We start from the raw sequence: 24,123 nt of genomic DNA, 5'->3' as shown, positions 1-24,123 counted from the left end.
GCGTTCGGCCTCTTCGCGGGCAGCGCGTTCGGCCTCTTCGCGGGCAGCGCGTTCGGCCTCTTCGCGGGCAGCGCGTTCGGCCTCTTCGCGGGCAGCGCGTTCGGCCTCTTCGCGGGCAGTGCGTTCGGCCTCTTCGCGGGCAGCGCGTTCGGCCTCTTCGCGGGCAGCGCGTTCGGCCTCTTCGCGGGCAGCGCGTTCGGCCTCTTCGCGGGCAGCGCGTTCGGCCTCTTCGCGGGCGCTGCGCAGCGCCTCCACGACGCGCTGGACCTCCCCGCGCGGGTCGCGGGCCCACGCGGTGCTCCACAGCCGCAGCACGCGCAGCCCGGCCCGCTCGAGCTGCTCGGGGCGGGCGACCTCCCGGTCGTGCACCGTGGGCAGGGCGGCGTACCCGGCGCCGTCCAGCTCGACGGCGAGCGCCGCCGCGCCCGCACCGACGCCGCCGCCGTCACCGCCGCCGTCACTGTCACCGTCACTGTCACCGTCACCGCCACCGGCGGGGTCTGCGCCCAGCAGCAGGTCCACGGTGCGCCCGGCCACGACGGGCCCGGTGGCCACGGCCAGCCCGGCCGCGCGCAGCGACGCGGCCACGACGGCCCGCAGCGACGCGGTGGCCGGGTCCTGCGGCGGCGCGGGTGCGGCGGTGCGGTGCACGGGGACGCGGTCGGCCAGGGCGCTCCAGGCCGAGCCGTCGCCGGTGCCGGCGGCGGAGGCGTCGCCCACGAGGACAAGGGTGCGCGCCCGGCGCGCCGCGGCGAGCACGTCCTCGGCCGGGCGGGTGTGCGCGTCGGCGACGACGAGGACGTCGAAGGCGACGTCGGAGAGGTCGTCGGAGGGGGCGTCGGGGCCGTCGTCCCGCGCGTCGCCGGGGCCGCCGGCGAGGACGACGCGGGGGGCGGAGCCGTCGGCCAGGGCGGCGCGCAGGGCGCGGGCGGCGGCCAGGCGGGTGCGCGCCCGCACGGCGCGCAGCTCACCGGCCGCGGCGGCCGGCCCGGCGGCCTCCAGAGCGCTCAGGGCGGCCTCGGCGCGGGCGCGCAACCACGCCCCGCGCACCAGGCGGGTGACGTCGGCGGCGTCGGCGCCGGCGGGCACCGCCGCCCGCAGCTCCGCCAGGCCCTGCTCGTCCAGGCGCGCGCGGCGGCGCTCGCGCAGCAGGGCCGCGTGCGCTGCGCCGGCGCGCTCGCCCAGGGCCGGCAGCTGCACCAGCTCCACGGCGTCGGCGTCCTGCGGCAGGGGCGCCGGCAGCTCGCCGGCCGCGGCGAGCAGGGTGCGCACCTCGCCCAGGAGCCGGGCCAGCTCCCCGCGCCCGTCCCACGCGCGCGGCGCCCCGGGGGCGTGCCGGGACCAGTCCGCGCGCAGGCGCTGCAGCTCCTCCACGTCGCGCAGCCCGAAGGCGCCGTCGTGGCGCAGCGCGGACAGCCGGCGCACCTCGCGGCGGCGGTTGCGCTCCTCGGCGCTGAGGAACGAGCGCTGCTGCTGGGTGAAGACCGCGCGCGCCTGCTCCAGGTCGGCGGTCAGGGCCAGCGGCACGTAGGTGCGGGCGGCGGCCTCGGCGCGCTCGAGCAGCGGCACGGCCGCCTCGGCGTCGCCCAGGGTGACCAGCGGCGACCAGGACAGCTCGGCGCCCAGGCGGCCCGTCAGGGCGCCCAGCGCGTCCAGCGCCCCGGGCAGCCGCTGCAGCGCACCGGCGCGGCGCTCGACGTCCTCCTCCGAGCCGAGGGGGACCGCCACCGCGACGGGCTCGGCCCCCAGCAGCGCGGCCACCTCGGCGCGCTCGGGCTCGTCCCAGGCGGCGGCCGCCGGCAGCAGCGGGGGGCGCACGTGCCCGGCGCGCAGCTCGGCGAGCTCGGCCAGCGCCTCGAACGCGCTCGGGCCGCCGTCGCCGGGGCGGGCGTGCAGGTCCGCGGCGTAGCGGGCCAGGCGCGCGCTCAGCTCCTGCGGGCGCTGCTCGTCACCCGCCGCCCCGCCCGCCCCGCCCGCCCCGTCCGGGTCGCCGGGTCCCTCCCGGCCCGGCCCGTCCTCGCCCGGCCCGTCCTCGCCCAGCAGGGCGGTCAGCCTCGCGCGCTGCAGCTCCTCGCGCACGTCCGGACCGGTCAGGGGGCCGGGCAGGTGCAGGACGCGCCGGCCACGGGCGGCCAGGGCGGCCAGCAGCGCGGCGGTCAGCGGCGCGGCGGAGGGGTCGGCGCCGGTGTCCACCAGGACCGGGGCGCCGCTCAGCGCGGCGGCCACGGCGCGCCGGTGCGCGGAGGTGAGCCCGGGCACGGGCAGCGCCAAGTCCTCGCCGGCGCCGTCGTCCCCCTCGGCCCCGGCCACCTCGGCGGGTGCGGGAGCAGGGGCGGTGGACGGCGCCGCGGCGGCGGGGTCGCCGGCCAGGGCGGCCAGGAGGTCGGCGTGCTGCGGGCCTGGCTCGGTGCTCACGGTGGCAACGTACCCACCCGCGCCCCGCACCCCCGCCCACCGCGCCCTCCCGCAACGGGGGTTGACACGCCCCCTGTTGTGAGTGTTCACTCACTCAAACCAGGCCGCAACGCCCCGACGGGCGCACCACCCCGGCGGCCCTCGAGGAACGGCACCCGAGCACCCCTCCGCCACCGCGGCGGAGCCCTCGGTGCGACCACAGATGTGACTCACCAATCACTCACCAGGAGGACCCTGTGACCACCACCCGCCCCACCCCCCGCACCTCCACCGCTGGCGCCGCGCCCGCGGTCACCGCCACCGAGGTGGTCCTGCCCGGCCTCGTCGAGCCGGAGGGCCTGCAGCTGCGGCACCGGCCGCTGGCCGCTCCCGCCGCCGGGCAGGCGCTCGTCGCGGTCGAGGCCAGCGGCGTCTCCTTCGCCGAGCAGCAGATGCGCCGCGGGAAGTACTACGACCAGCCGCCGTTCCCCTTCGTGCCCGGTTACGACCTGGTGGGCACGGTGCTCGCCGTCGGGCCCGGCGCCGACCCCTCCCTGGTCGGTCGCCGGGTCGCGGCGATGACGAAGACGGGCGGCTGGGCCACCCACGCGCTGCTGACGGCCGCCGACCTGGTGCCCGTGCCGGAGGGCGTGCGTCCGGTCGACGCGGCCACCTTCGGCGTCAACGGCCTGACGGCGTGGGGCATGCTGCACCGCGTGGCGCGGGTCCGCGCCAGCCAGACGGTGCTCGTGCTCGGGGCCAACGGCGGCGTCGGGGGCCTGCTGGTGCAGCTCGCCCTGCTCGCCGGGGCGCGGGTGATCGGTTCCGCCTCCGCCCGCCACCACGACGCGCTGCGCGAGCGCGGCGTGGAACCGGTGGACCACCGCGGCGACCTCGGCGCGCAGGTGCGGGCCCTGGCCCCCGGCGGCGTCGACGCCGTGTTCGACCACGTCGGCGGCCCCGGCATCGCCACCTCCCGCGCGCTGCTGCGCCGCGGCGGCACCCTCGTCTCCTACGGCAGCGCCGCCACCCGCGACGTCACCGGGAACCCGCGCCTGCCCGTGCTGCGGCTCGTGCTGCGCCTGGCGTGGTGGAACGCGCTGCCCGACGGCCGCCGGGCGACCTTCTTCGACGTCTGGGGCGGGCGGCGCGACCCCGAGCGGTTCCGCGCGCGCGTGCGCAGCGAACTGGGGCAGGTGCTGGACCTGCACGCCCGCGGCCTGCTGCCGGCCAGGGTCGCCGCCGTGCTGCCGCTGAGCCGCGTCGCCGAGGCCGTGCGGCTGGCCGAGTCCGGCACGGTCGCCGGGAAGGTCGTCCTGGTGCCCGACGCCTCCTGAAGCCCGGGAACCCACCCGAACCCTCGAACCCTCGAACCACCGAAACCCGGAACCCGAGAGACCCGACGAGCCCGAGAGACCCACGAACCCGACCCGAGGAGAGCACCGTGAGCACCGTCGGAACCACCACCTCCCCCCGAGACCCCCGAGACCCCCGAGACCCCCGAGACCCCCGAGACCACGACCGCAGCACCCCCGCGGCACCTGCGGAGCCCGGCGGCCGGCGCGGCGACCCGGCGCGGGCCGTGGCGAGCGCCGCGCTCGCGGTGGTCGCGGCCACCACCGTCGTCGCGCACACCGTCCTGGCGGGAACCCCGAACCCCGGGATGGCGGCGATCGCCGTCCTCCCGCTGGGTGCCGCGCTGGCGCTGCGCTCGAGGCGGCGCCGGGCGGCGCTGCCCGCCCTGGTCGTGGTGCCGGCGGTCGCGGCGCTGCGGGCGGCGGAGCTGTCCTTCGACCTCTCGCGCCCCGGCGACCTCGTACCGTTCGCCGTGGCGGCGGTGCAGGTGGTGGCGCTGGGCACGGCGTTCGCGGCGGCCGCCGCGACGGCGGCCGGCGGCCGCGGCCCCGGGCGGCGCGCGGTGCTGCCGCTGGCGGCGGCAGCCACCGCGCTCTCGGCGGTGACCGCGGCGCTGGTGCTGGTGCTCAGCCCGCAGACGGCGCACACCGGTGACCTCACCGCCGCGCAGGTGCGCGAACTGCCCGCGGTGTCGATGACGAACTACCGGTTCGGCCCCTCGCAGCTGCGCGCCGAGGCCGGCACCGTGGCGCTGCGGTTCACGAACACCTCCGACGACGCGCACACGTTCGCGCTGGAGGAGCTGGGCGTGGACGTGCTGGTGCCCAGCGGGCGCGAGCGCACCGTGGTGCTCGACGTGGCGCCGGGCACCTACCGCATCACCTGCACCGCCGGGGACCACCTGGAGGAGGGCATGGAGGGCCGCCTGACCGTGGTCGGCACGGGCGCCACGGTCGAGGGCGCGAGCGCACCGGCCGCGGCGACGACCTCCGTGCCCGCCGGGGGGCACCACCATGGCTGAGACCCGGCCCGGTACCCGGCCCGACGCCCGGACCGGCGCCCGGACCCCTGCGCGGCCCTCCCGGCGCACCGCGCTGGCGCTGGGCGCCGCGGCCCTGCTGGGCGGCGGTTCGGCCGCCTCCTACCCGCTGCTGCGCCGCCGCGGCGCGGCCGGGGTCGACGGCCCGGCCCTGCCCGCTGCGGCGGAAGCGGTCTGGAGCACCGGTCCCGGCGGGGTGCTGGCCACCGACCTGGTGGCCGCCCCCGCCGGGACGGGGCTGGCGTACGGCGGCACGAACCCCGGCCCGCTGCTGCGGCTGCGCGAGGGCGACACCGCCCGGCTGACGCTGCGCAACGCGACCGGGGCCCCGAGCAGCCTGCACGTGCACGGCCTGCCCCTGGACCCCGCGGTGGACCGCCCGCTGGAGACGGTGCCCGACGGCGGCACGAGCGTGCACGAGTTCCCCCTCGTGCCAGGCACGGCCGGGATCCACTGGTACCACCCGCACCCGCACGGCGACGTCTCCCGGCAGGTCTCCGCCGGGCTGGCCGGGGCGCTGCTGGTGACCGGCCCCCTCGACGAGCTGCCGGAGCTGGCCGACTGCGACGACCGCGTCCTCGTGGTCACCGGCGGCACCACCGCCGGCGGGGAGCTCCTCGTCGGCGGGGTTCGGCGGCCGGTGCTGGAGACGACCTCGGGGCGCACCCGGCTGCGGGTGGTCAACGCCACCTCCGACGACCACCTGCTGCTCGGGCTGGTCGCCGCCGGCGCACCGGCGCCGGTGCACGTGCTGGCCGTGGACGGGCACCCGCTGACGCGGGTGGAGCCGGTGCCGGAGTTCCTGCTGCCGCCCGGGGGCCGGGTGGAACTGCTCGTGGACACCGCCGCACCCGGTCGCTCGGAACTGCGCGCGCTGGGTTTCTCGCCCTACGCCGACGGCGGCGCCGGGGCGCCGGAGCAGGTGCTGCTGGCCCTGGAGACGCGGGTGCGGCGCACCGCGCCGCCGCTGCCCGCACGGCTGCCCACGACGGCGCCGGCGCACCCGGCGACCGCGCCGGGTGCGCCGGTCGCGCGCCGGATCGTGCTGGACGCGGACCCCGCGGGGGGTTTCACGGTCGACGGCCGCGCGTTCGACCACGAGCGCGCGGCCTCGGGGCCGGCGGACGTCACGGCCCGGCGCGGCACGGTGGAGGTGTGGGAGGTGGTCAACGAGCACACCACCGACCACCCGTTCCACCTGCACACCCACCCGTTCCGCGTCCTGCAGCGCGACGGGGCGCCCGTCGCCCCCGTGGAGCGCGGGTGGCGCGACACGGTCCCGGTGCGGCCGGGCGAGTCGGTGCGGCTGGCGGTGGAGTTCTCCGGGCCCGCAGGGCGCACGGTGTTCCACTGCCACGTCGCCTCGCACGAGGACATGGGGATGATGGGCGTGCTGGACGTGCTCGACGCCCCGGGGGGCGCTGGTGCGCCCGGCGCGCCGGGGGCCCGGTGAGGCGCTCCCCGGCGCGCCGGCGCAGCGGTGCTCAGGCCGCGACGGGCTCGGTGGCGCTCAGCAGCGCGTCGAGGACGGCGGTGAGCTTCTCGGTCACCTCGGTGTCGTCCTTGGGGTGGGCCTCGGCGAAGCGCACCACGGACTCGGGGATGGCCATGGTGGCCTCGGCGAGCACGCGCGCGCCGGCGATGCCGAACACCTTGCGCGCGTCGTCCTGCGCCCACACGCCGCCGTACTGGCCGAACGCGCTGCCGACGACCGCGGTCGGCTTGCCGGACAGGGAGCTGGCGCCGTACGGGCGCGAGGCCCAGTCCGCGGCGTTCTTCAGCGCGGCGGGGATGGTGCCGTTGTGCTCGGGGGTGACCACGAGGATCGCGTCGGCGGCGGCGACGGCCGCGCGCAGGGCCTCGACCTGGGGGGGCGTGGCGCCCTCCACGTCGATGTCCTCGTTGTAGAGGGGCAGCTCACCCAGCCCCTCGTACACGTGCAGGTGCGCCCCCGCGGGCGCGAGGTGCACGGCGGTCTCGGCGATGCGGCGGTTGACGGAGGCGGCGCGCAGGCTGCCCACCAGGACCAGGACGTCGGTCACGGGAACTCCTCGGGAGGGGCGTCGGGGCGTGGCGCGGCCGGCGGTGTCGGCCGCGGCGGTGCGGGGCGGGACGCGCGGACGGCGCGCCCCGCGGGCTTCGATGCGGACCGCGGTCCGCATGTCTTCGACCATAGCGCCCACCCCGCCCGTGCCGTCAACCGGGGCGGTGCCGGCTCACCCGCCCGCGCGTCGCCGCGCACCGGCCCGGCGGGCCTACGCTCGGCGGGTGGCACGACCGCTGACCCTGCTCGGACCCGCTCGCGGGCCCGTGCGCGCCGACGCCTCGCGCAACCGCGAGGCGCTGATGTGCGCGGCGCGCGGCCTGGTGCAGGAGGTGGGCGTGGCGGGCTTCAGCATGGACCGCCTGGCCGCGCGCGCCGGCGTGGGCAAGGGCACCGTCTTCCGCCGCTTCGGCTCGCGCTCGGGCCTGTTCGCCGCGCTGCTCGACGAGTTCGAGCGCTCCTTCCAGCAGGAGGTGCTCTCCGGCCCGCCCCCGCTGGGCCCGGGCGCGGACCCGCTGGAGCGCCTGGAGGCCTTCGGCCGGCACCGGCTGCGCTTCCTCGCCGAGCGCGGCGACCTGCTGCGCGCGGCCGAGGCGGACCTGCGCGGCGGCCAGGACCCCTCCGCGGACTTCGCGCGCATGCACGTGCGAGTGCTGCTGCGCGCCGCGCACGTGCCCGGCGACCGGGACGTGCTGGCCTTCTTCCTGCTGGCCTGCCTGGAGGCGCCGATGGCCGCGCACCTGGCGGGGGTGCGCAACCTCGGAGCCGACCGCCTCGGCGACGGGTGGGCGGACCTGGTGCGGCGCACCGCCGCGCACGCCCGGCGGTAGGCGCCGCGCCCGGGCTCGGGCGGGGGTCAGGACAGGACGAACCAGACCGTCTTGCCGGAGGGGACGCGCTCGACGCCCCAGCGGTCGGAGAGGATGTCCACCAGGGCGACCCCGCGCCCGCCCTCGGCCTCGGGCGCGACGTCGCGGCGCACCGGCGGGCGCGGGTCGCCGTCGGAGACGGACACCTGCAGCCCGTCGGAGCCGTCGCAGTGCACGCGCACCCGCACGGGCGGGCCGCCGTGGCGCACGGCGTTGGTCACCAGCTCCGAGACGAGCAGCTGCGCCTCGTCGAGCACGCGGGCGTGGTGCACCGCGCAGTAGGCCTCCGAGAGGAAGGTGCGGGCCCGGCGCGCCGAGTGCTCGTGATCCGGCAGGGAGATCTCAGCATCGGGGGTCGCCTCGCACACGCGGCCATCCTGCCCGGCGCACCCCGTCCGTGCGCGGTGGGGCTCGCCGGGCGCACGGCCGGGCGCACGGCCGGCCCCGCCGCCCGCCGGCACGGCGGTCAGCTCGCCAGCAGGCGCAGCATGTCCTGCGCCACGTGCTGCACCCGGCTGCGCAGCGCGTCCAGCTCCGCGTCGTCGACTCGCCCGCCGCTGAGGTGGCCGGCCGGGCGCGGGGTGCGCCCGGGGTCCAGCAGCCGCTCGGACAGCTCCACCCCCAGGCGCACGCACACCGCCAGGGGCGCGGCCCAGCCGGGCGCGTCGACCTGCGCCAGCGCCGCGGACAGCTCGTCGGGGAAGGACCAGGCCGCCAGCGCCTCGGCGGAGACGCGGGTGTGCGTCGAGCCGTAGCGGCGCACCTCCGCGGCCAGCAGCTCCTCGCGGTCGCCGGCCGCGGCCAGCAGCTCCGGGTAGCGCACCGGGTCGCAGCGCACCAGCAGCGCCTGCCCCAGGCGCGCCAGCAGGCCCAGGCTGAAGGCGTCGGGGGCGCGCACGCCGACGCGCCCGGCCACCTCGCCGGCGGTGACGGCGGTGAGCACGCTGCGCTCCCAGAAGCCCCCCAGCGACTCGGGCACCTCCTCCAGGCCCGCCATGGCGGCCACCGCCAGGCTGCGCACGGTGGAGAAGCCCACGACGGTCACGGCGAACGCCGGGGCGGAGACGCGGCCGCTGAGGCCGAAGTACGCCGAGTTCGCCAGGCGCAGCACCTTGGCCGTCAGCGCCGGGTCGTAGCTGAGCGTCTGGCCCAGCGAGCGCGCGTCGGAGCGGTGGTCGTCGGCCTGGGCGATCACGCGCGCGGCGACGGGGCGGTGCGCGGGCAGGTCGTCCAGCGCGGCGCTGACGCGCCCGAGCACGTCGACGGCGCCCTCCGCCACCACGGAGGTGCCCGCGGGCACCGGGGCCGCGGTGGGCGCGGTGGGCGCGGCGGGGTGCGCGCCGCGCGCGGCGGCGCCGGTGCGCGGGCGCGGGGCGTTCACGCGCTCACCTGCCGGGGGGCGGGCAGCCCCGGCGCGGCCGGGTCGGGGTCGAGCACGCCCCCGCCGCGCAGCACCGCCCACAGCTCCTCGCGGGGCATGGGCCGCGCGTACAGGTACCCCTGCACCGCCTCGCAGCCCAGCTCCACGAGCACCGCGTTCTGCTCGGGCGTCTCCACGCCCTCGGCCACAACGTCCAGGCCCAGGGTGCGCGCCAGGGTCACCACGGCCGCGGCCACGGCGCGCGCCGGGCCGCCGCGCGCACCGCCCGCCCGCCCGCCGCGCAGGTCGCGCACGAAGGAGCGGTCCACCTTCAGGTGGTCCACCGGCAGGCCCACCAGGTACGACAGCGAGGAGTAGCCGGTGCCGAAGTCGTCGATGGCCACGCGCGCGCCCTCGCGGCGCAGCTCCTCCAGCACGGCGCGGCAGGCGCGCAGGTCGCTGGCCAGGGCGGTCTCGGTGACCTCCAGGCACACGTCCTCCAGCTGCAGGCCGGCGCCGGCGACGGTGCGGCGCACGCCCTCGGCGAAGCCCTCCGCCGACAGGCTGACGGCCGAGACGTTCACCGCGACCCGGCGCGGGACGTGCGCCAGGCCCTCGGCGGTGGCGGCGGCGCGCCAGGCGGCCAGGTCCCGGCACGCCACGGCCAGCACGTGCGCGTCCAGCACCGGCACGAGGTTGGCGCGCTCGGCGACCTCGATGAAGGTCTGCGGGTCGATCGGGCCCAGCTCCGGGTGGCGCCAGCGGGCCAGCGCCTCCACCGACAGCAGCAGCCCGCCGGGGCGGGTGGGCGTGCCCGGGCGCACCACCGGCTGGTAGTGCACGTCGAGGGCGCCGCGCGCCAGCGCCTCGCGCAGGTCGGCCACCAGGCGCAGGGAGCGCCGGGCGCGCTGGCGCACGTCCTCGTCGAGCACGGCCCAGCGCCCGCCGCCGGCGGCCTTGGCCTCGTGGGTGGCGATGCCCACGTCGCGCACCACCTCCTCCGCACCGCCGGGGGCGCCGTCGAGCAGCACCACGCCGACGCTGGCCGCCACCCGCAGGCTCAGCCCGTTGACCTCCACCGGCGCCACCAGGCACTCCAGCACCCGGCGGGCGGTGGCCTGCACGGCGGCCTCGTCGGGCAGGTCGTGGCACACCAGGACGAACTCGTCGCCGCCGGGGCGCGCGACGAGGTCGCCGGTGCGCACGGCGCGCGCCAGGCGGCGCCCGACCTCCACCAGCACCGCGTCGCCGGCCTCCGGGCCCAGGCCGTCGTTGACGGTCTTGAAGTCGTCCAGGTCCACCATGAGGACCCCGGCCGGGGTGCGCGCGCCCCCGGCGAGCAGCTCGCCGAGGTGGTCCAGCAGCGCCAGGCGGTTCGCCAGGCCCGTCAGCAGGTCGTGCTGGGCCTGGTAGGCCAGGCGCCGCTCGCGCGCGCGCCGGTCGGTGACGTCCTCGACGGTGCCGACGAAACCGGCGCCGTGACCGGGGGTGCGGCTGGGCGCCAGGCGCACCGCGACCCAGCGCACCAGGCCGTCGGCCGTGCGCAGCCGGGTCTCGAAGGCGACGCGCTCACCGGCCAGCACGTCGGCGACGGCCTGCGCGACGCGGTCGCGCTCCTCGTCGGGCACGTGCGCCAGCCAGCCGGTGCCGTGCAGCTGGTCGGCCGGCACGCCCAGCAGGACGGCGAAGGCGTCGTTGACGCGCGACAGGCGCGCGCCGACGTCGGAGACGACGGTGGGCACCGGGGAGTCCTGGGCCAGGGTGGTGAAGCGCTCCTCGGCCGCGCGCAGCGCCGCGCGGGAGCGCTCGTCGTCGGGGGCCACCAGCTGCAGCACCCAGTGGTCCTCCGCGGCCAGCGCCAGGTCCACGTGCAGGCGCTCGGAGACCGCGCCGAAACCGCTGACGCGCTCGGGCACCGGCCAGGCGGCGACCTCCACCGCGCGCACCGCGCCGGAGGCGGTGACCGCCTCGACGGCGAAGCGGGTGCAGCGCTCGCGCACCAGCGCGCCGGGCGCGCCCGCGCCGCGCAGCACGCGCTCGACCGGCAGGTCCTGCAGGTCGGCCGGCGCCACGCCCAGCACGTCGGCCAGGGGCGCGTTCGACCAGCGCACGCGCGGGCGCTCGGGCGCCTCGGGCGGGCGCGGCCGGGAGACGACCAGCACGGGCCGGTCCCCGGCGGCCGCCAGGTGCAGCAGGGCGGCGACGACCCCGGGGGCGACGTCCTCGCCCTGGCTGCGCCACACCTCGTCGAACAACCCTCGCCCCGTCCGCTCCGGCGGCCTCCCCGCGTGGGCCCGCACAGCAACCCCATCGGCACGCGCCGCACCCGCCTTGACCCCCGGGTGCACCCGGACGGGTGAGGGCGGCGACGCTGCGCGACGACGCGCGGGGGCAGCGCGCGACGACGCGCGGGGGCAGCGCGCGACGGCGCGCGGGGGCAGCGCGCGACGGCGCGCGGGGGCAGCGCGCGACGGCGCGCGGGGGCAGCGCGCGACGGCGCGCGGGGGCAGCGCGCGACGGCGCGCGGGGGCAGCGCGCGACGGCGCGCGGGTGCGGGGCCCCGGGCGCGCCGGAGGGCGGCCACCCCACCTCGGGTGACCGCCCTCCCCCGCCGCGCGGCGGGTGCGCGCCGGGTGCTCGTCAGGCGTTCGTGAGCGAGCGCAGCACGTACTGCAGGATGCCGCCGTTGCGGTAGTAGTCCGCCTCGCCGGGGGTGTCGATGCGCACGACCGCGTCGAAGGCGACGGTGGAGCCGTCCTCCTTCGTGGCGCTCACGCGCACGGTGCGCGGGGTGCGGCCCTCGTTGAGCTCGGTGATGCCGGTGACGTCGAAGGTCTCGGTGCCGTCCAGGCCCAGCGACGCCGCGCTCTCGCCGGCGGGGAACTGCAGCGGCACCACGCCCATCCCGATGAGGTTCGAGCGGTGGATGCGCTCGAAGCTCTCGGTGATGACGGCCTTGACGCCCAGCAGGGCGGTGCCCTTGGCGGCCCAGTCGCGCGAGGAGCCCGAGCCGTACTCCTTGCCGCCCAGCACGACCAGCGGGGTTCCGGCGGCGGCGTAGTTCTGCGCGGCGTCGTAGATGGTGGTCTGCTCCCCGCCGCGGGTGTAGTCGCGGGTGAAGCCGCCCGAGACGCCGTCCAGCAGCAGGTTGCGCAGCCGGATGTTGGCGAAGGTGCCGCGGATCATCACCTCGTGGTTGCCGCGGCGCGAGCCGTAGGAGTTGAAGTCCGCGCGCTCGACGCCGTGCTCGGAGAGGTACGTACCGGCGGGGCTGTCGGGCTTGATGGAACCGGCCGGGGAGATGTGGTCGGTGGTCACCGAGTCGCCCAGCAGCGCCAGCACGCGCGCGCCGGTGATGTCGGTGACCGGCGCCGGCTGCGCCCGCATGCCCTCGAAGTAGGGGGGCTTGCGCACGTAGGTGGACTGGGCGTCCCAGGCGAAGGTGTCGCCCTCGGGGGTGGGCAGGCCCTGCCAGCGCTCGTCGCCGGCGAAGACGTCGGCGTAGTCCTTGACGAACATGTCCTTGCTGATGGCCTCGCCGATGACCCGCTCGACCTCGGCCGCGTCGGGCCAGATGTCGCGCAGGAAGACGTCGGCGCCGGACTCGTCCTGCCCGATGGGGTCGTGCTCCACGTCCCAGTCCATCGTGCCGGCGATCGCGTAGGCGATGACCAGCGGCGGGGAGGCGAGGTAGTTCATCTTCACGTCCGGGTTGATCCGGCCCTCGAAGTTGCGGTTGCCCGAGAGCACCGCGGTCACCGCCAGGTCGTTCTCCTGGACCGCGGCGGAGACCTCCTCGGGCAGCGGGCCGGAGTTGCCGATGCAGGTGACGCAGCCGTACCCGACGAGGTGGAAGCCCAGCTTCTCCAGGTACGGGGTCAACCCGGCCTTCTCGTAGTAGTCGGTGACGACCTTCGAGCCGGGGGCCAGGGAGGTCTTCACCCACGGCTTGCGGGTCAGGCCGCGCTCGACGGCGTTCTTGGCCAGCAGCGCGGCGGCCACCATCACCGAGGGGTTGGAGGTGTTGGTGCAGCTGGTGATCGAGGCGATGGCGACGGCGCCGTGGTCGATCTCGGCGGTGGTGCCGTCGGCCATCGTCACGGCGACCCGCTTGGAGGGGCGGCCGCTGGCGTGCCCGGGGGCGGCGGGCACGTCGCGCTCGTCGGTGTGCGAGGCGGAGGGCGCGTCGGAGGCGGGGAAGCTCTCGGCGCTGGCCTCGTCCTGGGAGGAGCCGGCGACCGCGTCGACCGCGTCGCTGTGCGCGCTGGACGCCACGTTGCCCGCGGGCACCTCGTCGGCGACGTAGTCGGCCAGGGCGGCGCGGAACGCCTCCTTGGCCTCGGTGAGCACGATGCGGTCCTGCGGGCGCTTGGGGCCGGCGATGCTGGGCACGACCGTGGACAGGTCCAGCTCGAGGTACTCGGAGTAGCGCGCCTCGCGCGAGGGGTCGTGCCAGAGGCCCTGCTCCCTGGTGTAGGCCTCGACGAGGGCGACCTGCTCCTCGCTGCGCCCGGTCAGGCGCAGGTAGTCCAGCGTGACGTCGTCGATCGGGAAGATCGCCGCGGTGGAGCCGAACTCCGGGCTCATGTTGCCGATGGTGGCGCGGTTGGCCAGCGGCACGGCGCCGACGCCCTCGCCGTAGAACTCCACGAACTTGCCCACGACGCCGTGCTTGCGCAGCACCTCGGTGATCGTCAGCACGACGTCGGTGGCGGTCGCGCCGGCCGGGATGGAGCCGGAGAGCTTGAAGCCGACCACGCGCGGGATGAGCATCGAGACCGGCTGGCCGAGCATCGCGGCCTCGGCCTCGATGCCGCCGACGCCCCAGCCGAGCACGCCGAGGCCGTTGACCATCGTGGTGTGCGAGTCGGTGCCCACCAGGGTGTCGGGGTAGGCCTGCAGCTCGCCGCCGACCTCGCGCTCGAAGACGACGCGGGCCAGGTGCTCGATGTTGACCTGGTGGACGATGCCGGTGCCGGGGGGCACGACCTTGAAGTCGTCGAAGGCCGTCTGGCCCCAGCGCAGGAACTGGTAGCGCTCGCGGTTGCGGCCGTACTCGATCTCGACGTTCTGCTCGAAGGCGTCGGGGCGCCCGAAGACGTCGGCGATGACGGAGTGGTCGATGACGAGCTCGGCCGGCGACAGCGGGTTGACCTTGGTGGGGTCGCCGCCGAGCTCGGCGACGGCCTCGCGCATGGTGGCCAGGTCGACGATGCAGGGCACGCCGGTGAAGTCCTGCATGATCACGCGGGCGGGGGTGAACTGGATCTCGGTGTCCGGCTGCGCCGAGGGGTCCCAGCCGCCCAGCGCGCGGATGTGGTCGGCGGTGATGTTCGCGCCGTCCTCGGTGCGCAGCAGGTTCTCCAGCAGCACCTTCAGGCTGAAGGGCAGCTCCTGCGCGCCCTCGACCGCCGACAGGCGGAAGATCGTGTAGTCGGTGCCGCCCACCGTTAGGGTAGCCTTGGCTTGGAAGCTGTTCTGGCTGCTCACCGTGAGCTCCTCACTCGTCGTCCGCTTCGTCGTCGTCGCGGGTCGGGCGTCCGGACCGATGCTGCCACCCGCGCCGCCCGCGCGGAGCGGCACCCCACCGGGCCGCGACCACTTATCTCGACGTCAAGATACCACCGCGCACCCGGCTGCGCGCCGGCGCGCGCGCCCCGCGCGCTGGCGAGCCCGGCTCAGCCGGCGGGCACCAGGTGCGCCACGCACTCCACGTGGTGCGTCATCGGGAACAGGTCGAGGGCGCGCAGGCCCTCCAGCGCGTAGCCGTGCTCGGCGAAGGTCGCCAGGTCGCGCGCCAGCGCCGCCGGGTCGCAGGCGACGTACGCCACCGCCCGCGGCCGCAGCGCCGCGATGCCCGCCACCGCCGTGCGCCCGGCCCCCGCGCGCGGCGGGTCCAGCACCACCAGGTCCACCTCGGCGCCGGCCAGCTCCGGCTCGGCCAGCGCCTCGGCCACGTCGCCCTCCCACAGCTCCACCTGCGGGGCGTCGTGCAGGGTGCGTCGCGCGTCGCGCACGGCGCGCGCCTCGCCCTCCACGGCCAGCACCGAGCCCTCTTCGCCGACCGCGCGCGCCAGCACGGCGGTGAACAGCCCCGCCCCGGCGTACAGGTCCAGCACGCGCTCGCCCGGGCGCGGCTGCAGCGCCTCCAGCACGGCCGCGGTCAGCGCGGCGCCCGCGCCCGCGTGCACCTGCCAGAACCCCGCGCCGCTGACGCGGAAGGACAGCTCCTCCCCGCGCACCGGCACCCGCTCGCCCACCCAGGTGCGCCCGCTGACGCGGTGCAGGCCCTCGGGGGTGCGCACGGCCACCGAGGCGCCCGGCAGCCTGGGCAGGTGCGCGTGCGCGCCGGCGCTGGGGGTGACGACGACCAGCGGGTCGCCGCCGTCCGAGCCGGCCGCCACCTCCACCGACTCCACGTTGCCGAAGCGCTGCGCCAGCACCCCGCTGCCGACGACGGCCGGGGTGGAGATCGGGCAGTCCGCCAGCGGCACGACCTCGTGGGAGCGGTGCTCGCGCAGCCCCGTGCGACCCTCGGCGTCCACGGCGAACTGCGTGCGGGTGCGCCAGCGCAGCCCCTCCGCCCCCGGCTCGGGCGCCCCCGCCGGCAGCGGGACCTCCTCGACCCGCACGGCGAGCTCCAGCCCGGCCAGGCGCCGCAGCTGCTCGGCGACCACCTGCGCCTTCAGCGCGCGCTGGCGCGGCAGCGCGACGTGCTGGAAGTCGCACCCGCCGCACAGCCCCGGGCGGGCCACCGGGCAGGGCTGCTCGACGCGGTCGGCGTCGGCGCGCAGCACCCGCACCGCGTCGGCGCGCCAGAACCTCGAGCCGTCCGAGCCCTCGGTGACGCGGGCCAGCACCCGCTCGCCGGGCAGGGCGTGGCGCACGAAGACGACCCGGCCCTCGTGCCGGGCCACGCAGTGCCCGCCGTGGGCGACCGGGCCGACCTCGACCTCGAACTCGGTGCCGGTGCGGTCCGCGCCCCGCTCGGGCGCCCGGCGGGTGCGCCGGCCGCGGCTCGCTCCGGGGGCGGCGGCGCGCGCGGGGCGGCTCACCGGACCCCCTCGTGCTCACCGTCGCCGGACCCCCCGGACCCGCCGGACCCGCTCGCGGGCGGCGTGACGGCGTTCGGGGAGGACGCCTCCGGGCGCGCGGGCGTGGGGCCGAAGGCCCCCCGGCGCACCAGGCCGGGCGCGGAGCGGTCGGTGCGCTCCTCCATGCCCTCGGAGCTGCTCAGCTGCCAGGGCACGCTGGCCACCATGACCCCGGGGGTGTAGCGCAGCCGCGCGCGCAGGCGCAGGGCGGACTGGTTGTGCAGGAGCGTCTCCCACCAGTGGCCCACGACGTACTCGGGCACGTAGACCGTCACCAGGTCGCGCGGGTGGCGCGCGCGCAGCGCCTTGACGTGCTCGACGACGGGCCGGCTGATCTCGCGGTAGGGCGAGTCCAGGACGGTCAGCGGGATCGGCAGGCCCAGGGCGTCCCAGCGCGCCTGCAGCGCCGCGGTCTCCTCCGGGTCGACCGCGACGGTGACGGCCTGCAGGTCGGTGGGGCGCGCCGCGCGCGCGTAGGCCAGCGCCCGCAGCGTGGGCTTGTGCAGCTTGGAGACGAGCACCACGCTGCGCACGCCGGTGGGCAGCGCCTTGGCCCCGGCGTCCTCGGCGATGGCCAGCTCCCGGCTCACCGAGGTGTAGTGCCGGCGGATGAGCTTCATGTTGGCGAAGATCACCACCATGGCGAGGATGGCGATCCAGGCGCCCTGGGTGAACTTCGTCAGCAGCACGATGACCAGCACCAGCCCGGTCAGGCCCAGGCCGATGGAGTTGATGACCCGCGAGCGCTTCATGCGCCCGCGCGCGGAGGGGTCCGCCTCGGTGCGCAGCAGGCGCGTCCAGTGCCGGATCATGCCGGTCTGGCTCATCGTGAAGGAGACGAAGACGCCGACGATGTACAGCTGGATCAGGCGGGTGACCTGCGCGTCGAAGGCGAGGATGAGCACGATCGCCGCCCCGGCCAGGGCGATGATGCCGTTGGAGAACGCCAGCCGGTCGCCGCGGGTGTGCAGCTGCTTGGGCAGGTAGCCGTCGCGGGCCAGGATCGAGGCCAGCACCGGGAAGCCGTTGAACGCGGTGTTGGCCGCCAGCACGAGGATCACGCCGGTGGCGGCGGTCACCAGGTAGAAGGCGATCGTGAAGTGGTCGAAGACGGTCGCCGCGAGCTGGCCGATGATCGGGTCCTGCACGTAGGAGTCGCCCACCGGCACCCCGTCGCGCAGCAGCTGCACGGCGGGGTCCTCGGCGAAGCGCACGCGGGTGAGGTTGGCCAGGGTGATGATGCTGACGAGCATCGTCACGCTGATCAGGCCCAGCAGCAGCAGCGTGGTCGCCGCGTTGCGGCTCTTGGGCTTGCGGAAGGCCGGCACGCCGTTGCTGATGGCCTCCACGCCCGTCAGGGCGGCCGCGCCCGAGGAGAACGCCCGCAGGATCAGGAAGGCGCCCGCCAGGCTGGTCAGGCCGCCGGAGATGTCGTGCTCGGCGGCCAGCTCGAAGCCGGCGCTGGGCGCCTGCGGCAGCTCGCCGAACAGGTACCGCCCGAAGCCCCACAGCGCCATGCCGATGATCGAGAACATGAAGATGTAGGTGGGCACGGCGAAGGCGGTGCCGCTCTCGCGGATGCCGCGCAGGTTCACCGTCATCAGCAGCACCACCAGGACCACCGCGAAGAGCGCCTCGTGCCCGCGCAGCAGCGGGATCGCGGTGGCGGCGTACTGGGCCCCGGAGGAGATGGACACCGCCACGGTGAGCACGTAGTCCACCAGCAGGGCGCTGCCCACCGTCAGGCCCGCGTTCGGGCCCAGGTTGACCGTGGCGACCTCGTAGTCGCCGCCGCCGGAGGGGTAGGCGTGCACGTTCTGCCGGTAGGAGGCGACCACGACGAGCATGACCACCACGACCGCCAGCGCGATCCACGGCGAGAACGCGTAGGCGGCGATGCCCGCGATCGACAGCGTCAGGAAGACCTCGTCGGGCGCGTACGCGACCGAGCTGAGGGCGTCGGAGGCGAACACCGGCAGCGCGATGCGCTTGCGCAGGAGGGTCTCGGACAGGCGTTCGCTGCGGAACGGCCGGCCGACGAGCACGCGCTTGACCGCGTCCGTCACAGAGGGCACGTCCACCGATGCTAAGCCCGAGCGGGCGGTGCGGCGGGCGCGCGGGCGAGGCGGTAGCGTCGCGGCCCGGGGCGCCCGCAGGAGCCGGCGCCGCGCAGCACAGGACGCACCGGAGGGGCCGTGCACTTCGTGATCATGGGGTGTGGCCGCGTGGGCTCCACCCTGGCCCTCACCGTGGAGCAGCGCGGGCACAGCGTGGCCGTCGTCGACCAGGACGCCGACGCCTTCCGCCGCCTGGGCACCTCCTTCGCCGGGCGGCGCGTCACCGGCGTCGGCTTCGACCACGACACCCTCGTCGAGGCCGGCATCCACCAGGCCGACGCCTTCGCCGCCGTCTCCTCCGGGGACAACTCCAACGTGCTGGCCGCGCGGGTGGCCCGCGAGAAGTTCGGCGTGGAGACCGTCGTGGCGCGCATCTACGACCCCGGCCGCGCCGAGGTCTACGAGCGCCTGGGCATCCCCACCATCGCCACCGTGCGCTGGACCGCCGACCAGGTGCTGCGCCGCCTGGTGCCCGAGGGGGCCCTGAGCGAGTTCCGCGACGCCAGCGGGCGCGTGGTGATGCTGGAGGCGCCCGTGCACGAGGGGTGGGTGGGCCGGCCCCTGCACGCGCTGGAGGCCGCCGCCGGGGTGCGCGTGGCCTACGTGACCCGCCTGGGCCGCGGGCTGGTGCCGGTGAAGGGCACCGTGCACCAGGAGGGCGACCTGGTCCACGTCGTCGTCGCCGAGGAGCGCACCGCGGCCGCCACCGCCGTGCTGGCCGCCGCGCCGGAGGAGGGTGCCTGATGCGCGTCGTCATCGCCGGTGCCGGGATCGTGGGGCGCTCCATCGCCCGCGAGCTGCTGGCCAACTCCCACCGGGTGCTGCTGGTGGACCGCTCCCCCGCCGCCATGAAGGTCACCAGCGTCCCCGACGCGCAGTGGCTGCTGGCCGACGCCTGCGAGATCTCCAGCCTGGACGAGGCCGAGCTGGCCGACTGCGACGTCGTGGTCGCCGCCACCGGCGACGACAAGGCCAACCTCGTCGTCTCCCTGCTGGCCAAGACCGAGTACGGCGTGCCGCGCACCGTCGCGCGGGTGAACAACCCCAAGAACGAGTGGCTCTTCGACGAGGCCTGGGGGGTGGACGTGGCCGTGTCCACCCCGCGCCTGATGACGGCGCTGGTGGAGGAGGCGGTCAGCGTCGGCGAGCTGGTGCGCCTGTTCACCTTCCAGCAGGCCAACACCTCGATGGCCGAGTACACCCTGGACGCGGCCAGCCCCGTGGTGGGCCGCACCGTCGGCCAGGTCGTGCTGCCGCCCGACGCGGTGCTCGTGGCGATCGTGCGCGGGGAGCGGCCCATCGCCCCCAGCCCCGACGACGTGCTCGAGGCCGGGGACCACCTGATGTTCCTCAGCGTCCCCGACGCGGAGGCGGAGCTGCGCACCCTGCTCGGCGCGCGCTGACCCCCGGGCGCCCGTGCACCCCGGGCGCCCCGCGCGCCCGGGGGTCAGCCGCGCCCGGCGGCGTCCCGGGCGTCCGCGGCGTCCTGGGCGTCCGGCCCGTCCTGGGCGTCCGCGGCGTCCGGGCCGTCCTCCGGCTGCAGCGGGGTGCGCCCGCGCAGCAGCACCCCGCCGGCGACGAGCACGCCGACCACCAGCAGCGGCCAGCCCAGCAGCAGCTTGCTCACCGCCAGCTCGGTGGTCCACCCGCCGCCGCTGGCGCGGTCGGCCAGGTACAGCGGCAGCTGCACCGCCACGCGCACCACGTAGCCGGCCAGCAGCAGGGCGGTGAGCTTCTGGCACAGCGCGACCACGCCGCGGTCGCGCCGCCAGCCGGTGGGGTCCTCGGTGACGGCGCCGACGACGAAGCCGACCACCGGCCAGCGCGCGGCCATGGAGACGGCGAAGACGACGGCCAGGGCGGCGTTGAGCAGGATGCCGGGCAGGAAGACGTCCGCGGCCCGGCCGGTGCGCGAGGCGATGAACGCCGCCACGGCGGTGGTGAGGATGCCGCCCAGGGCGTGCTGGACGGTCTCGCGCCGCGCCACCCGCGCCACCAGCGCCACCAGCAGCACCGCCGCGGACGCGCCCAGCGAGACCAGCACGTCAGAGGTCAGCAGCCAGCCCACGAGGAAGGCCAGGGCGGGGGCGGCGGAGTCCAGCAGCCCGCGCCAGCCGCCCAGCGCCGCCGAGAGGCGGTGGCGCACGACCTCCTCGACGGTGGTGGGCACCGGGGCGTCGGGCGCGCCGGGCGCGCCCGCCGCTGCGCTCACGGACCGTCCGGGCAGAACAGCTCGTACTCCGGGTTGAAGATCACGCGCTGGCCGGCGTCGTCGGCGACCAGGCCGCGCGCCTTCAGCCGGCGCCCGGGCTCGACCCCGGCGATGCGCCGGCGCCCCAGCCACACCAGCGACACCGAGCCGGAGCCGTCGAACAGCTCCGCCTCCAGCGCCTGCACGCCGCCACGCGGGCGCGCGGTGACCGAGCGCAGCGTCCCGCAGACGCTGGCGCGGGTGCGGTTGGGGACGGCCCCGCAAGGGGTGCCGCCGTGGCGCACGGCGTCCTCCTGGGCCTCCTGGGCCGCGAGGTCCGACTCCGAGGCGGTGAAACGCTGCAGCGCGCGACGCCACAGCGGCGTGCTCAGCACCGACGACTTCGACACACCACCAGGGTAGGACCCCCGCGGCCCCGTGCCGACCCGGTCCACCCGACGGGACGCCGGGGCCCGCCCGGGGAGCTCCCCCGGCGGGCCCCGGCGGACCTCAGCGGACCTCAGCGGACCTCGGTGATCTCCGGGCCGCGCTCGAAGGGCCGCAGCTCCTCGCGCCCGTCCGCCGCCTCCTGCGGCGCCGGGGCCGGCCGGGCGCGGGAGGCGTCCGGCAGCGCCAGCGGGATCAGCTCGCGCGGGGCCATGGCCTCGCCGCCGCGCACCACGACCACGTCGCGCACGACGTCCTCCAGGCCGCGGGCGGCCTGCTCGTCGGAGGCGGCCGGGCCGGAGAAGACCGCGCGCAGGAACCAGCGCGGGCCGTCCACGCCGACGAAGCGCGTGGGCTGGTGGGCGGTGCGCCCGTCCTCGGTGCGCACGGGCAGCCGGCACAGCAGCTCCGCGCCGAAGGGGCCGGTGCGCTCCTCGGCCGCGCCGCCCTGGGCGGTGACGGCCGCGGCGATCTCGGTGCGGATCTCCTCCCAGACCCCGCTGCTGCGCGGGGCGGCGAAGACCTGCAGCTGCACGGCGGAGCCGCCCAGCCCGACGGTGACGGCGATGACGCGCTGGGAGGCCTCCTCGACCTCGAAGCGCAGCTCCATGCCCTCGCGCCCGGCCAGGCGCAGCCCGCCCAGCGGCAGGCGGCCGTCCTCGGCGGGGACCTCGGAGGCGTCGAAGGGGCCGGCGGAGCGGTCCGCGACGGTCGCGGCGGCACCGGCGTCCGCGGCGTCCCCGGTGCCTGCGGCGACGTCGGCGCCGCCGTCCGCGGGGCCCGGCGCGTCCGCGCCCGGCGCGGCGGCGGTCCCCTCCCCGGCGGCGGCGCCCTCCGGGGCGGCGGCCCCCGGGACCTGCTCACCCCCCGCGGTGCCGCTCGTGCTCTCCTCGGCCTCGTCGCTCTGCGCGCGCTTGCGGCGGAACAGGCTCACGGTCGTCCCTCCCCGGTGGTGGTGCCCTGGTCTGCGTGGTGGGGCGCCGGCGCGGGGCCGTCGGCCAGCGCGTCCGAGCCGCCCGTGGAGCCGTGACCGCCCTCGCCGCGCACCGACGCCGGCAGCTGCGCCACCGGCAGGAAGCGCACGCGCTCGACGCGCTGCACGACGAGCTGGGCCACGCGGTCGCCGGCGCGCAGCGCCACCGCCTCGCGCGGGTCGGTGTTGTGCAGCGTCACGCGGATCTCCCCGCGGTAGCCGGCGTCGACGGTGCCCGGCGCGTTCAGCGTGGTCAGCCCGCGGCGGGCGGCCAGGCCCGAGCGGGGCACGACGAACGCGGCGTACCCCTCCGGCAGCGCGATGGACACGCCCGTGGGGACGGTGGCGCGCCCGCCGGGGGGCACGACGACGTCCACCCGGGTGCTCAGGTCGGCGCCCGCGTCCCCGGGGTGCGCGTAGGTCGGCAGCGCGGCCGGGTCGGCCAGCACGGTCTCCACCTCCAGGGTGGTCTCCGGGGCGGCGTCGGCGTGGTCCACGGGTCTGGACCCTACCCGCCGCGTGAGACGCTGTGCCCCGTGAGCGGTCCTGCCCCCACCCGCCCCGGCGCCCGCGGCGACGGCGCCGCGGCGCCCCCGTGGCGCGAGCGCTGGTGGCCGGCGGTGACGACCTGGCTGTCGTGGACGCCGGCCGTGGCCGGCGGCGCGTTCATCGCCCTGCCCGTCTTCGGACCGCGCGGCGCGCTGGTGGGCGCGCTGGTGGGCGCGGCGCTGGCCGTGGGCGTGCTGCTGAGCCTGGCCGGCACCGTGGAGGTCTCCGGCGGGGAGCTGCGCGTGGGCAGGGCGCGCCTGCCGCTGCGCGTGGTCTCCGGGGTGGACGTCGTGCCCGCCGAGCGGCGCCGGGCGGTGCTGGGCCCGGAGCTGGACGCCCGGGCGCACCTGGCCATCCGCTCATGGGTGCCCACGGCCGTGCGGGTGCACCTGGACGACCCGGACGACCCCGCGCCCTACTGGGTGGTCTCCACCCGCCGCCCGCGGGAGCTGGCCGACGCCATCGGCGCCGGCCGCTGAGCACCGGGCCGGACCGCCGGGGCGAGCCGTCCCGGCGGTCCGCAGCGCCTCAGGCGGCGCAGTCGGTGCAGATGACGCGGCCGTCCGCGCTCTCGCGCAGCTGGCTGCGGTGCACCACCAGGAAGCAGCTGGTGCACGTGAACTCGTCCTGCTGGCGCGGGAGGACCCGCACCGACAGCTCCTCGTTGGAGAGGTCCGCGCCGGGCAGCTCGAAGCCCTCCGCGGCCTCCGTCTCGTCCTCGTCGACGGCGCCCGAGCTCTTGTCCGTCCGACGGGCCTTCAGCTCCTCGATGGAGTCCTCGTTGAGCTCGTCGTCGTTCTTGCGCGGTGCGTCGTAGTCGGTCGCCATGACCCTGCCTCACTCCGTGTCCCGTGGTCCTGCGGCCGGCTCAACGCTGGACGGCCCCGAATCATGCCCGCGTCCCCGGCCCCGCCCTGCGGTGCCGCGTGCGGCGGGGCGAGCACGCATCATGACCTACCGCCGCGCCGGCGACGAACCGGGGCGGGGTCACGGCGCGTCGCGCTCCGCCACGCACGGCAGCCGTTGGCCGTGCGGCGCACCGGGAACGCCGCGGGAAGGCAGCACCAACGCGGTGGGAACGCCGCGGGAACGCCGCCGGCGCGCACCGGCGCGACCCGCGCGGGGCGCCGCGGCGGGCGGCCGGGGCGTCCACACCCCCCTCCGGGGGGAGTTGGACGCGGCTGCGACGGGCCGTAGTGTGCGCCCGAGCCCGCCGAACGGCAGGACCGGCCCGCGCGCCGCGGCGCAGCGCGAGCGCCGGGCGCCCCTCGAGCCCCCAGGAGGTGCCGTGCCCGTGCAGGAACCCCCCGCGACACCCGTCGCCCCGCCCGTCGCCACCGGCGACGGGAGCACCCCGTCCGCACCGCCCGCCTTCGTGGCGGAGCTGTCCGAGCGCGTGCAGCAGACGCGCGCCACGATCGAGTGCGCCACCGCCGCCGGCGAGGATGAGCTGGCCGCCGCCCACCTCGGCGAGCTGGAGGGCCTGGTCGACCTGGCCGCGGCCCACGACGTCGCGCTGCCGGACGCCGTGGCCTACCTGGCCGGGCGGGCCGACGGCGCCGACGGCGCCGAGGACCCGCGCGCCCGCGACGGCGGCTCCCGGCCCGCCGTGGTGGACCTGACCGCCCTCGCCCGGCGCGTCCCGGCCGCCTGCGCGGCGCCCGCCTGAGGGCCACCCGGCCCACACCGA

Annotated in this window: 20 protein-coding genes and 1 pseudogene; 8 read left to right on the top strand and 13 right to left on the bottom strand. The window is 77.5% G+C overall.

Features of this window, described 5'->3' with window-relative positions:
* Positions 1 to 2,415: pseudogene (locus tag ACRYMN_RS13070) on the bottom strand (hypothetical protein); the annotation flags it as partial.
* A gap of 236 nt (positions 2,416 to 2,651) precedes the next feature.
* On the opposite strand from ACRYMN_RS13070, the gene ACRYMN_RS13065 reads away from it, so the two are divergent.
* From ACRYMN_RS13065 to ACRYMN_RS13055, 3 genes are all read left to right on the top strand, one after another.
* On the top strand, positions 2,652 to 3,731 hold the full coding sequence (locus ACRYMN_RS13065) for a medium chain dehydrogenase/reductase family protein (RefSeq protein ID WP_432495737.1): 1,080 nt from the start codon (positions 2,652 to 2,654) through the stop codon (positions 3,729 to 3,731).
* A gap of 245 nt (positions 3,732 to 3,976) precedes the next feature.
* Positions 3,977 to 4,771, top strand: a complete 795-nt coding sequence (locus ACRYMN_RS13060; RefSeq protein ID WP_432495735.1) for a cupredoxin domain-containing protein — start codon at positions 3,977 to 3,979, stop codon at positions 4,769 to 4,771.
* Positions 4,764 to 6,242 carry a multicopper oxidase family protein gene (locus ACRYMN_RS13055; protein WP_432495733.1) on the top strand — a complete coding sequence of 493 codons (1,479 nt, stop codon included), beginning with the start codon at positions 4,764 to 4,766 and terminating at the stop codon, positions 6,240 to 6,242. The genes ACRYMN_RS13060 and ACRYMN_RS13055 overlap by 8 nt, the downstream gene beginning before the upstream one ends.
* Before the next feature lie 31 nt (positions 6,243 to 6,273).
* Here ACRYMN_RS13055 and ACRYMN_RS13050 read toward each other — a convergent pair whose 3' ends face one another.
* Positions 6,274 to 6,831, bottom strand: a complete 558-nt coding sequence (locus tag ACRYMN_RS13050; RefSeq protein ID WP_432495730.1) for an NAD(P)H-dependent oxidoreductase — start codon at positions 6,829 to 6,831, stop codon at positions 6,274 to 6,276.
* A gap of 304 nt (positions 6,832 to 7,135) precedes the next feature.
* Between ACRYMN_RS13050 and ACRYMN_RS13045 the strand changes: the two genes are divergently transcribed.
* Positions 7,136 to 7,663 carry a TetR/AcrR family transcriptional regulator gene (locus ACRYMN_RS13045; RefSeq protein WP_432495744.1) on the top strand — a complete coding sequence of 176 codons (528 nt, stop codon included), beginning with the start codon at positions 7,136 to 7,138 and terminating at the stop codon, positions 7,661 to 7,663.
* A gap of 26 nt (positions 7,664 to 7,689) precedes the next feature.
* Here ACRYMN_RS13045 and ACRYMN_RS13040 read toward each other — a convergent pair whose 3' ends face one another.
* From ACRYMN_RS13040 to ACRYMN_RS13015, 6 genes are all read right to left on the bottom strand, one after another.
* Positions 7,690 to 8,070, bottom strand: a complete 381-nt coding sequence (locus tag ACRYMN_RS13040) for an ATP-binding protein (RefSeq protein WP_432495727.1) — start codon at positions 8,068 to 8,070, stop codon at positions 7,690 to 7,692.
* A gap of 98 nt (positions 8,071 to 8,168) precedes the next feature.
* Positions 8,169 to 9,083: an HDOD domain-containing protein gene (locus ACRYMN_RS13035; protein WP_432495725.1), complete on the bottom strand. Its 915-nt coding sequence runs from the start codon at positions 9,081 to 9,083 to the stop codon at positions 8,169 to 8,171.
* Positions 9,080 to 11,317: a putative bifunctional diguanylate cyclase/phosphodiesterase gene (locus ACRYMN_RS13030; RefSeq protein ID WP_432495722.1), complete on the bottom strand. Its 2,238-nt coding sequence runs from the start codon at positions 11,315 to 11,317 to the stop codon at positions 9,080 to 9,082. Before ACRYMN_RS13030 ends, ACRYMN_RS13035 begins: the two co-directional genes overlap by 4 nt.
* A 385-nt stretch (positions 11,318 to 11,702) precedes the next feature.
* On the bottom strand, positions 11,703 to 14,552 hold the full coding sequence (locus ACRYMN_RS13025) for an aconitate hydratase (protein ID WP_432495720.1): 2,850 nt from the start codon (positions 14,550 to 14,552) through the stop codon (positions 11,703 to 11,705).
* Positions 14,553 to 14,740: 188 nt separating this feature from the next.
* A complete protein-coding gene (locus ACRYMN_RS13020; protein WP_432495717.1) occupies positions 14,741 to 16,117 on the bottom strand; it encodes a class I SAM-dependent RNA methyltransferase in 1,377 nt (458 codons plus the stop codon).
* Complete coding sequence (locus ACRYMN_RS13015; RefSeq protein WP_432495715.1) at positions 16,114 to 18,231, bottom strand: APC family permease; 2,118 nt, start codon at positions 18,229 to 18,231, stop codon at positions 16,114 to 16,116. The genes ACRYMN_RS13020 and ACRYMN_RS13015 overlap by 4 nt, the downstream gene beginning before the upstream one ends.
* 120 nt (positions 18,232 to 18,351) lie before the next feature.
* Here ACRYMN_RS13015 and ACRYMN_RS13010 point away from each other — a divergent pair, with 120 nt between their 5' ends.
* Positions 18,352 to 19,017 carry a potassium channel family protein gene (locus tag ACRYMN_RS13010; protein WP_432495712.1) on the top strand — a complete coding sequence of 222 codons (666 nt, stop codon included), beginning with the start codon at positions 18,352 to 18,354 and terminating at the stop codon, positions 19,015 to 19,017.
* Positions 19,017 to 19,676 carry a potassium channel family protein gene (locus ACRYMN_RS13005; protein ID WP_432495709.1) on the top strand — a complete coding sequence of 220 codons (660 nt, stop codon included), beginning with the start codon at positions 19,017 to 19,019 and terminating at the stop codon, positions 19,674 to 19,676. Before ACRYMN_RS13010 ends, ACRYMN_RS13005 begins: the two co-directional genes overlap by 1 nt.
* Positions 19,677 to 19,720: 44 nt before the next feature.
* Here the strand turns inward: ACRYMN_RS13005 and ACRYMN_RS13000 are convergent, their stop codons facing one another.
* From ACRYMN_RS13000 to dut, 4 genes are all read right to left on the bottom strand, one after another.
* Positions 19,721 to 20,485, bottom strand: a complete 765-nt coding sequence (locus tag ACRYMN_RS13000) for a DUF3159 domain-containing protein (protein ID WP_432495706.1) — start codon at positions 20,483 to 20,485, stop codon at positions 19,721 to 19,723.
* A complete protein-coding gene (locus ACRYMN_RS12995) occupies positions 20,482 to 20,874 on the bottom strand; it encodes an OB-fold nucleic acid binding domain-containing protein (protein ID WP_432495703.1) in 393 nt (130 codons plus the stop codon). Before ACRYMN_RS12995 ends, ACRYMN_RS13000 begins: the two co-directional genes overlap by 4 nt.
* Positions 20,875 to 20,984: 110 nt before the next feature.
* Positions 20,985 to 21,845: a DUF3710 domain-containing protein gene (locus ACRYMN_RS12990; RefSeq protein ID WP_432495700.1), complete on the bottom strand. Its 861-nt coding sequence runs from the start codon at positions 21,843 to 21,845 to the stop codon at positions 20,985 to 20,987.
* Positions 21,842 to 22,348 (bottom strand): dUTP diphosphatase, encoded by a 507-nt coding sequence (gene dut / locus ACRYMN_RS12985; protein WP_432495742.1) that lies wholly within the window; start codon positions 22,346 to 22,348, stop codon positions 21,842 to 21,844. Before dut ends, ACRYMN_RS12990 begins: the two co-directional genes overlap by 4 nt.
* Positions 22,349 to 22,420: 72 nt before the next feature.
* Between dut and ACRYMN_RS12980 the strand changes: the two genes are divergently transcribed.
* On the top strand, positions 22,421 to 22,912 hold the full coding sequence (locus tag ACRYMN_RS12980) for a DUF3093 domain-containing protein (protein ID WP_432495697.1): 492 nt from the start codon (positions 22,421 to 22,423) through the stop codon (positions 22,910 to 22,912).
* 49 nt (positions 22,913 to 22,961) lie between these two features.
* Here ACRYMN_RS12980 and ACRYMN_RS12975 read toward each other — a convergent pair whose 3' ends face one another.
* Positions 22,962 to 23,261 carry a DUF4193 domain-containing protein gene (locus ACRYMN_RS12975; RefSeq protein WP_432495695.1) on the bottom strand — a complete coding sequence of 100 codons (300 nt, stop codon included), beginning with the start codon at positions 23,259 to 23,261 and terminating at the stop codon, positions 22,962 to 22,964.
* Positions 23,262 to 23,721: 460 nt separating this feature from the next.
* Between ACRYMN_RS12975 and ACRYMN_RS12970 the strand changes: the two genes are divergently transcribed.
* Positions 23,722 to 24,102 (top strand): hypothetical protein, encoded by a 381-nt coding sequence (locus ACRYMN_RS12970; protein WP_432495692.1) that lies wholly within the window; start codon positions 23,722 to 23,724, stop codon positions 24,100 to 24,102.
* Positions 24,103 to 24,123 lie beyond the last annotated feature (21 nt).

The sequence above is a fragment of the Kineococcus gypseus genome (assembly GCF_050871305.1).
GTDB lineage: Bacteria > Actinomycetota > Actinomycetes > Actinomycetales > Kineococcaceae > Kineococcus > Kineococcus gypseus.
This window is presented reverse-complemented; position numbering and strand designations above follow the sequence as displayed.

Bases quoted from the DNA above. Each gene is read 5' to 3' on its own strand.
- ACRYMN_RS13055 (WP_432495733.1), top strand. From the start codon at position 4,764: ATGGCTGAGACCCGGCCCGGTACCCGGCCCGACGCCCGGACCGGCGCC.
- ACRYMN_RS13045 (WP_432495744.1), top strand. From the start codon at position 7,136: ATGTGCGCGGCGCGCGGCCTGGTGCAGGAGGTGGGCGTGGCGGGCTTC.
- ACRYMN_RS13005 (WP_432495709.1), top strand. From the start codon at position 19,017: ATGCGCGTCGTCATCGCCGGTGCCGGGATCGTGGGGCGCTCCATCGCC.
- ACRYMN_RS12975 (WP_432495695.1), bottom strand. From the start codon at position 23,261: ATGGCGACCGACTACGACGCACCGCGCAAGAACGACGACGAGCTCAAC.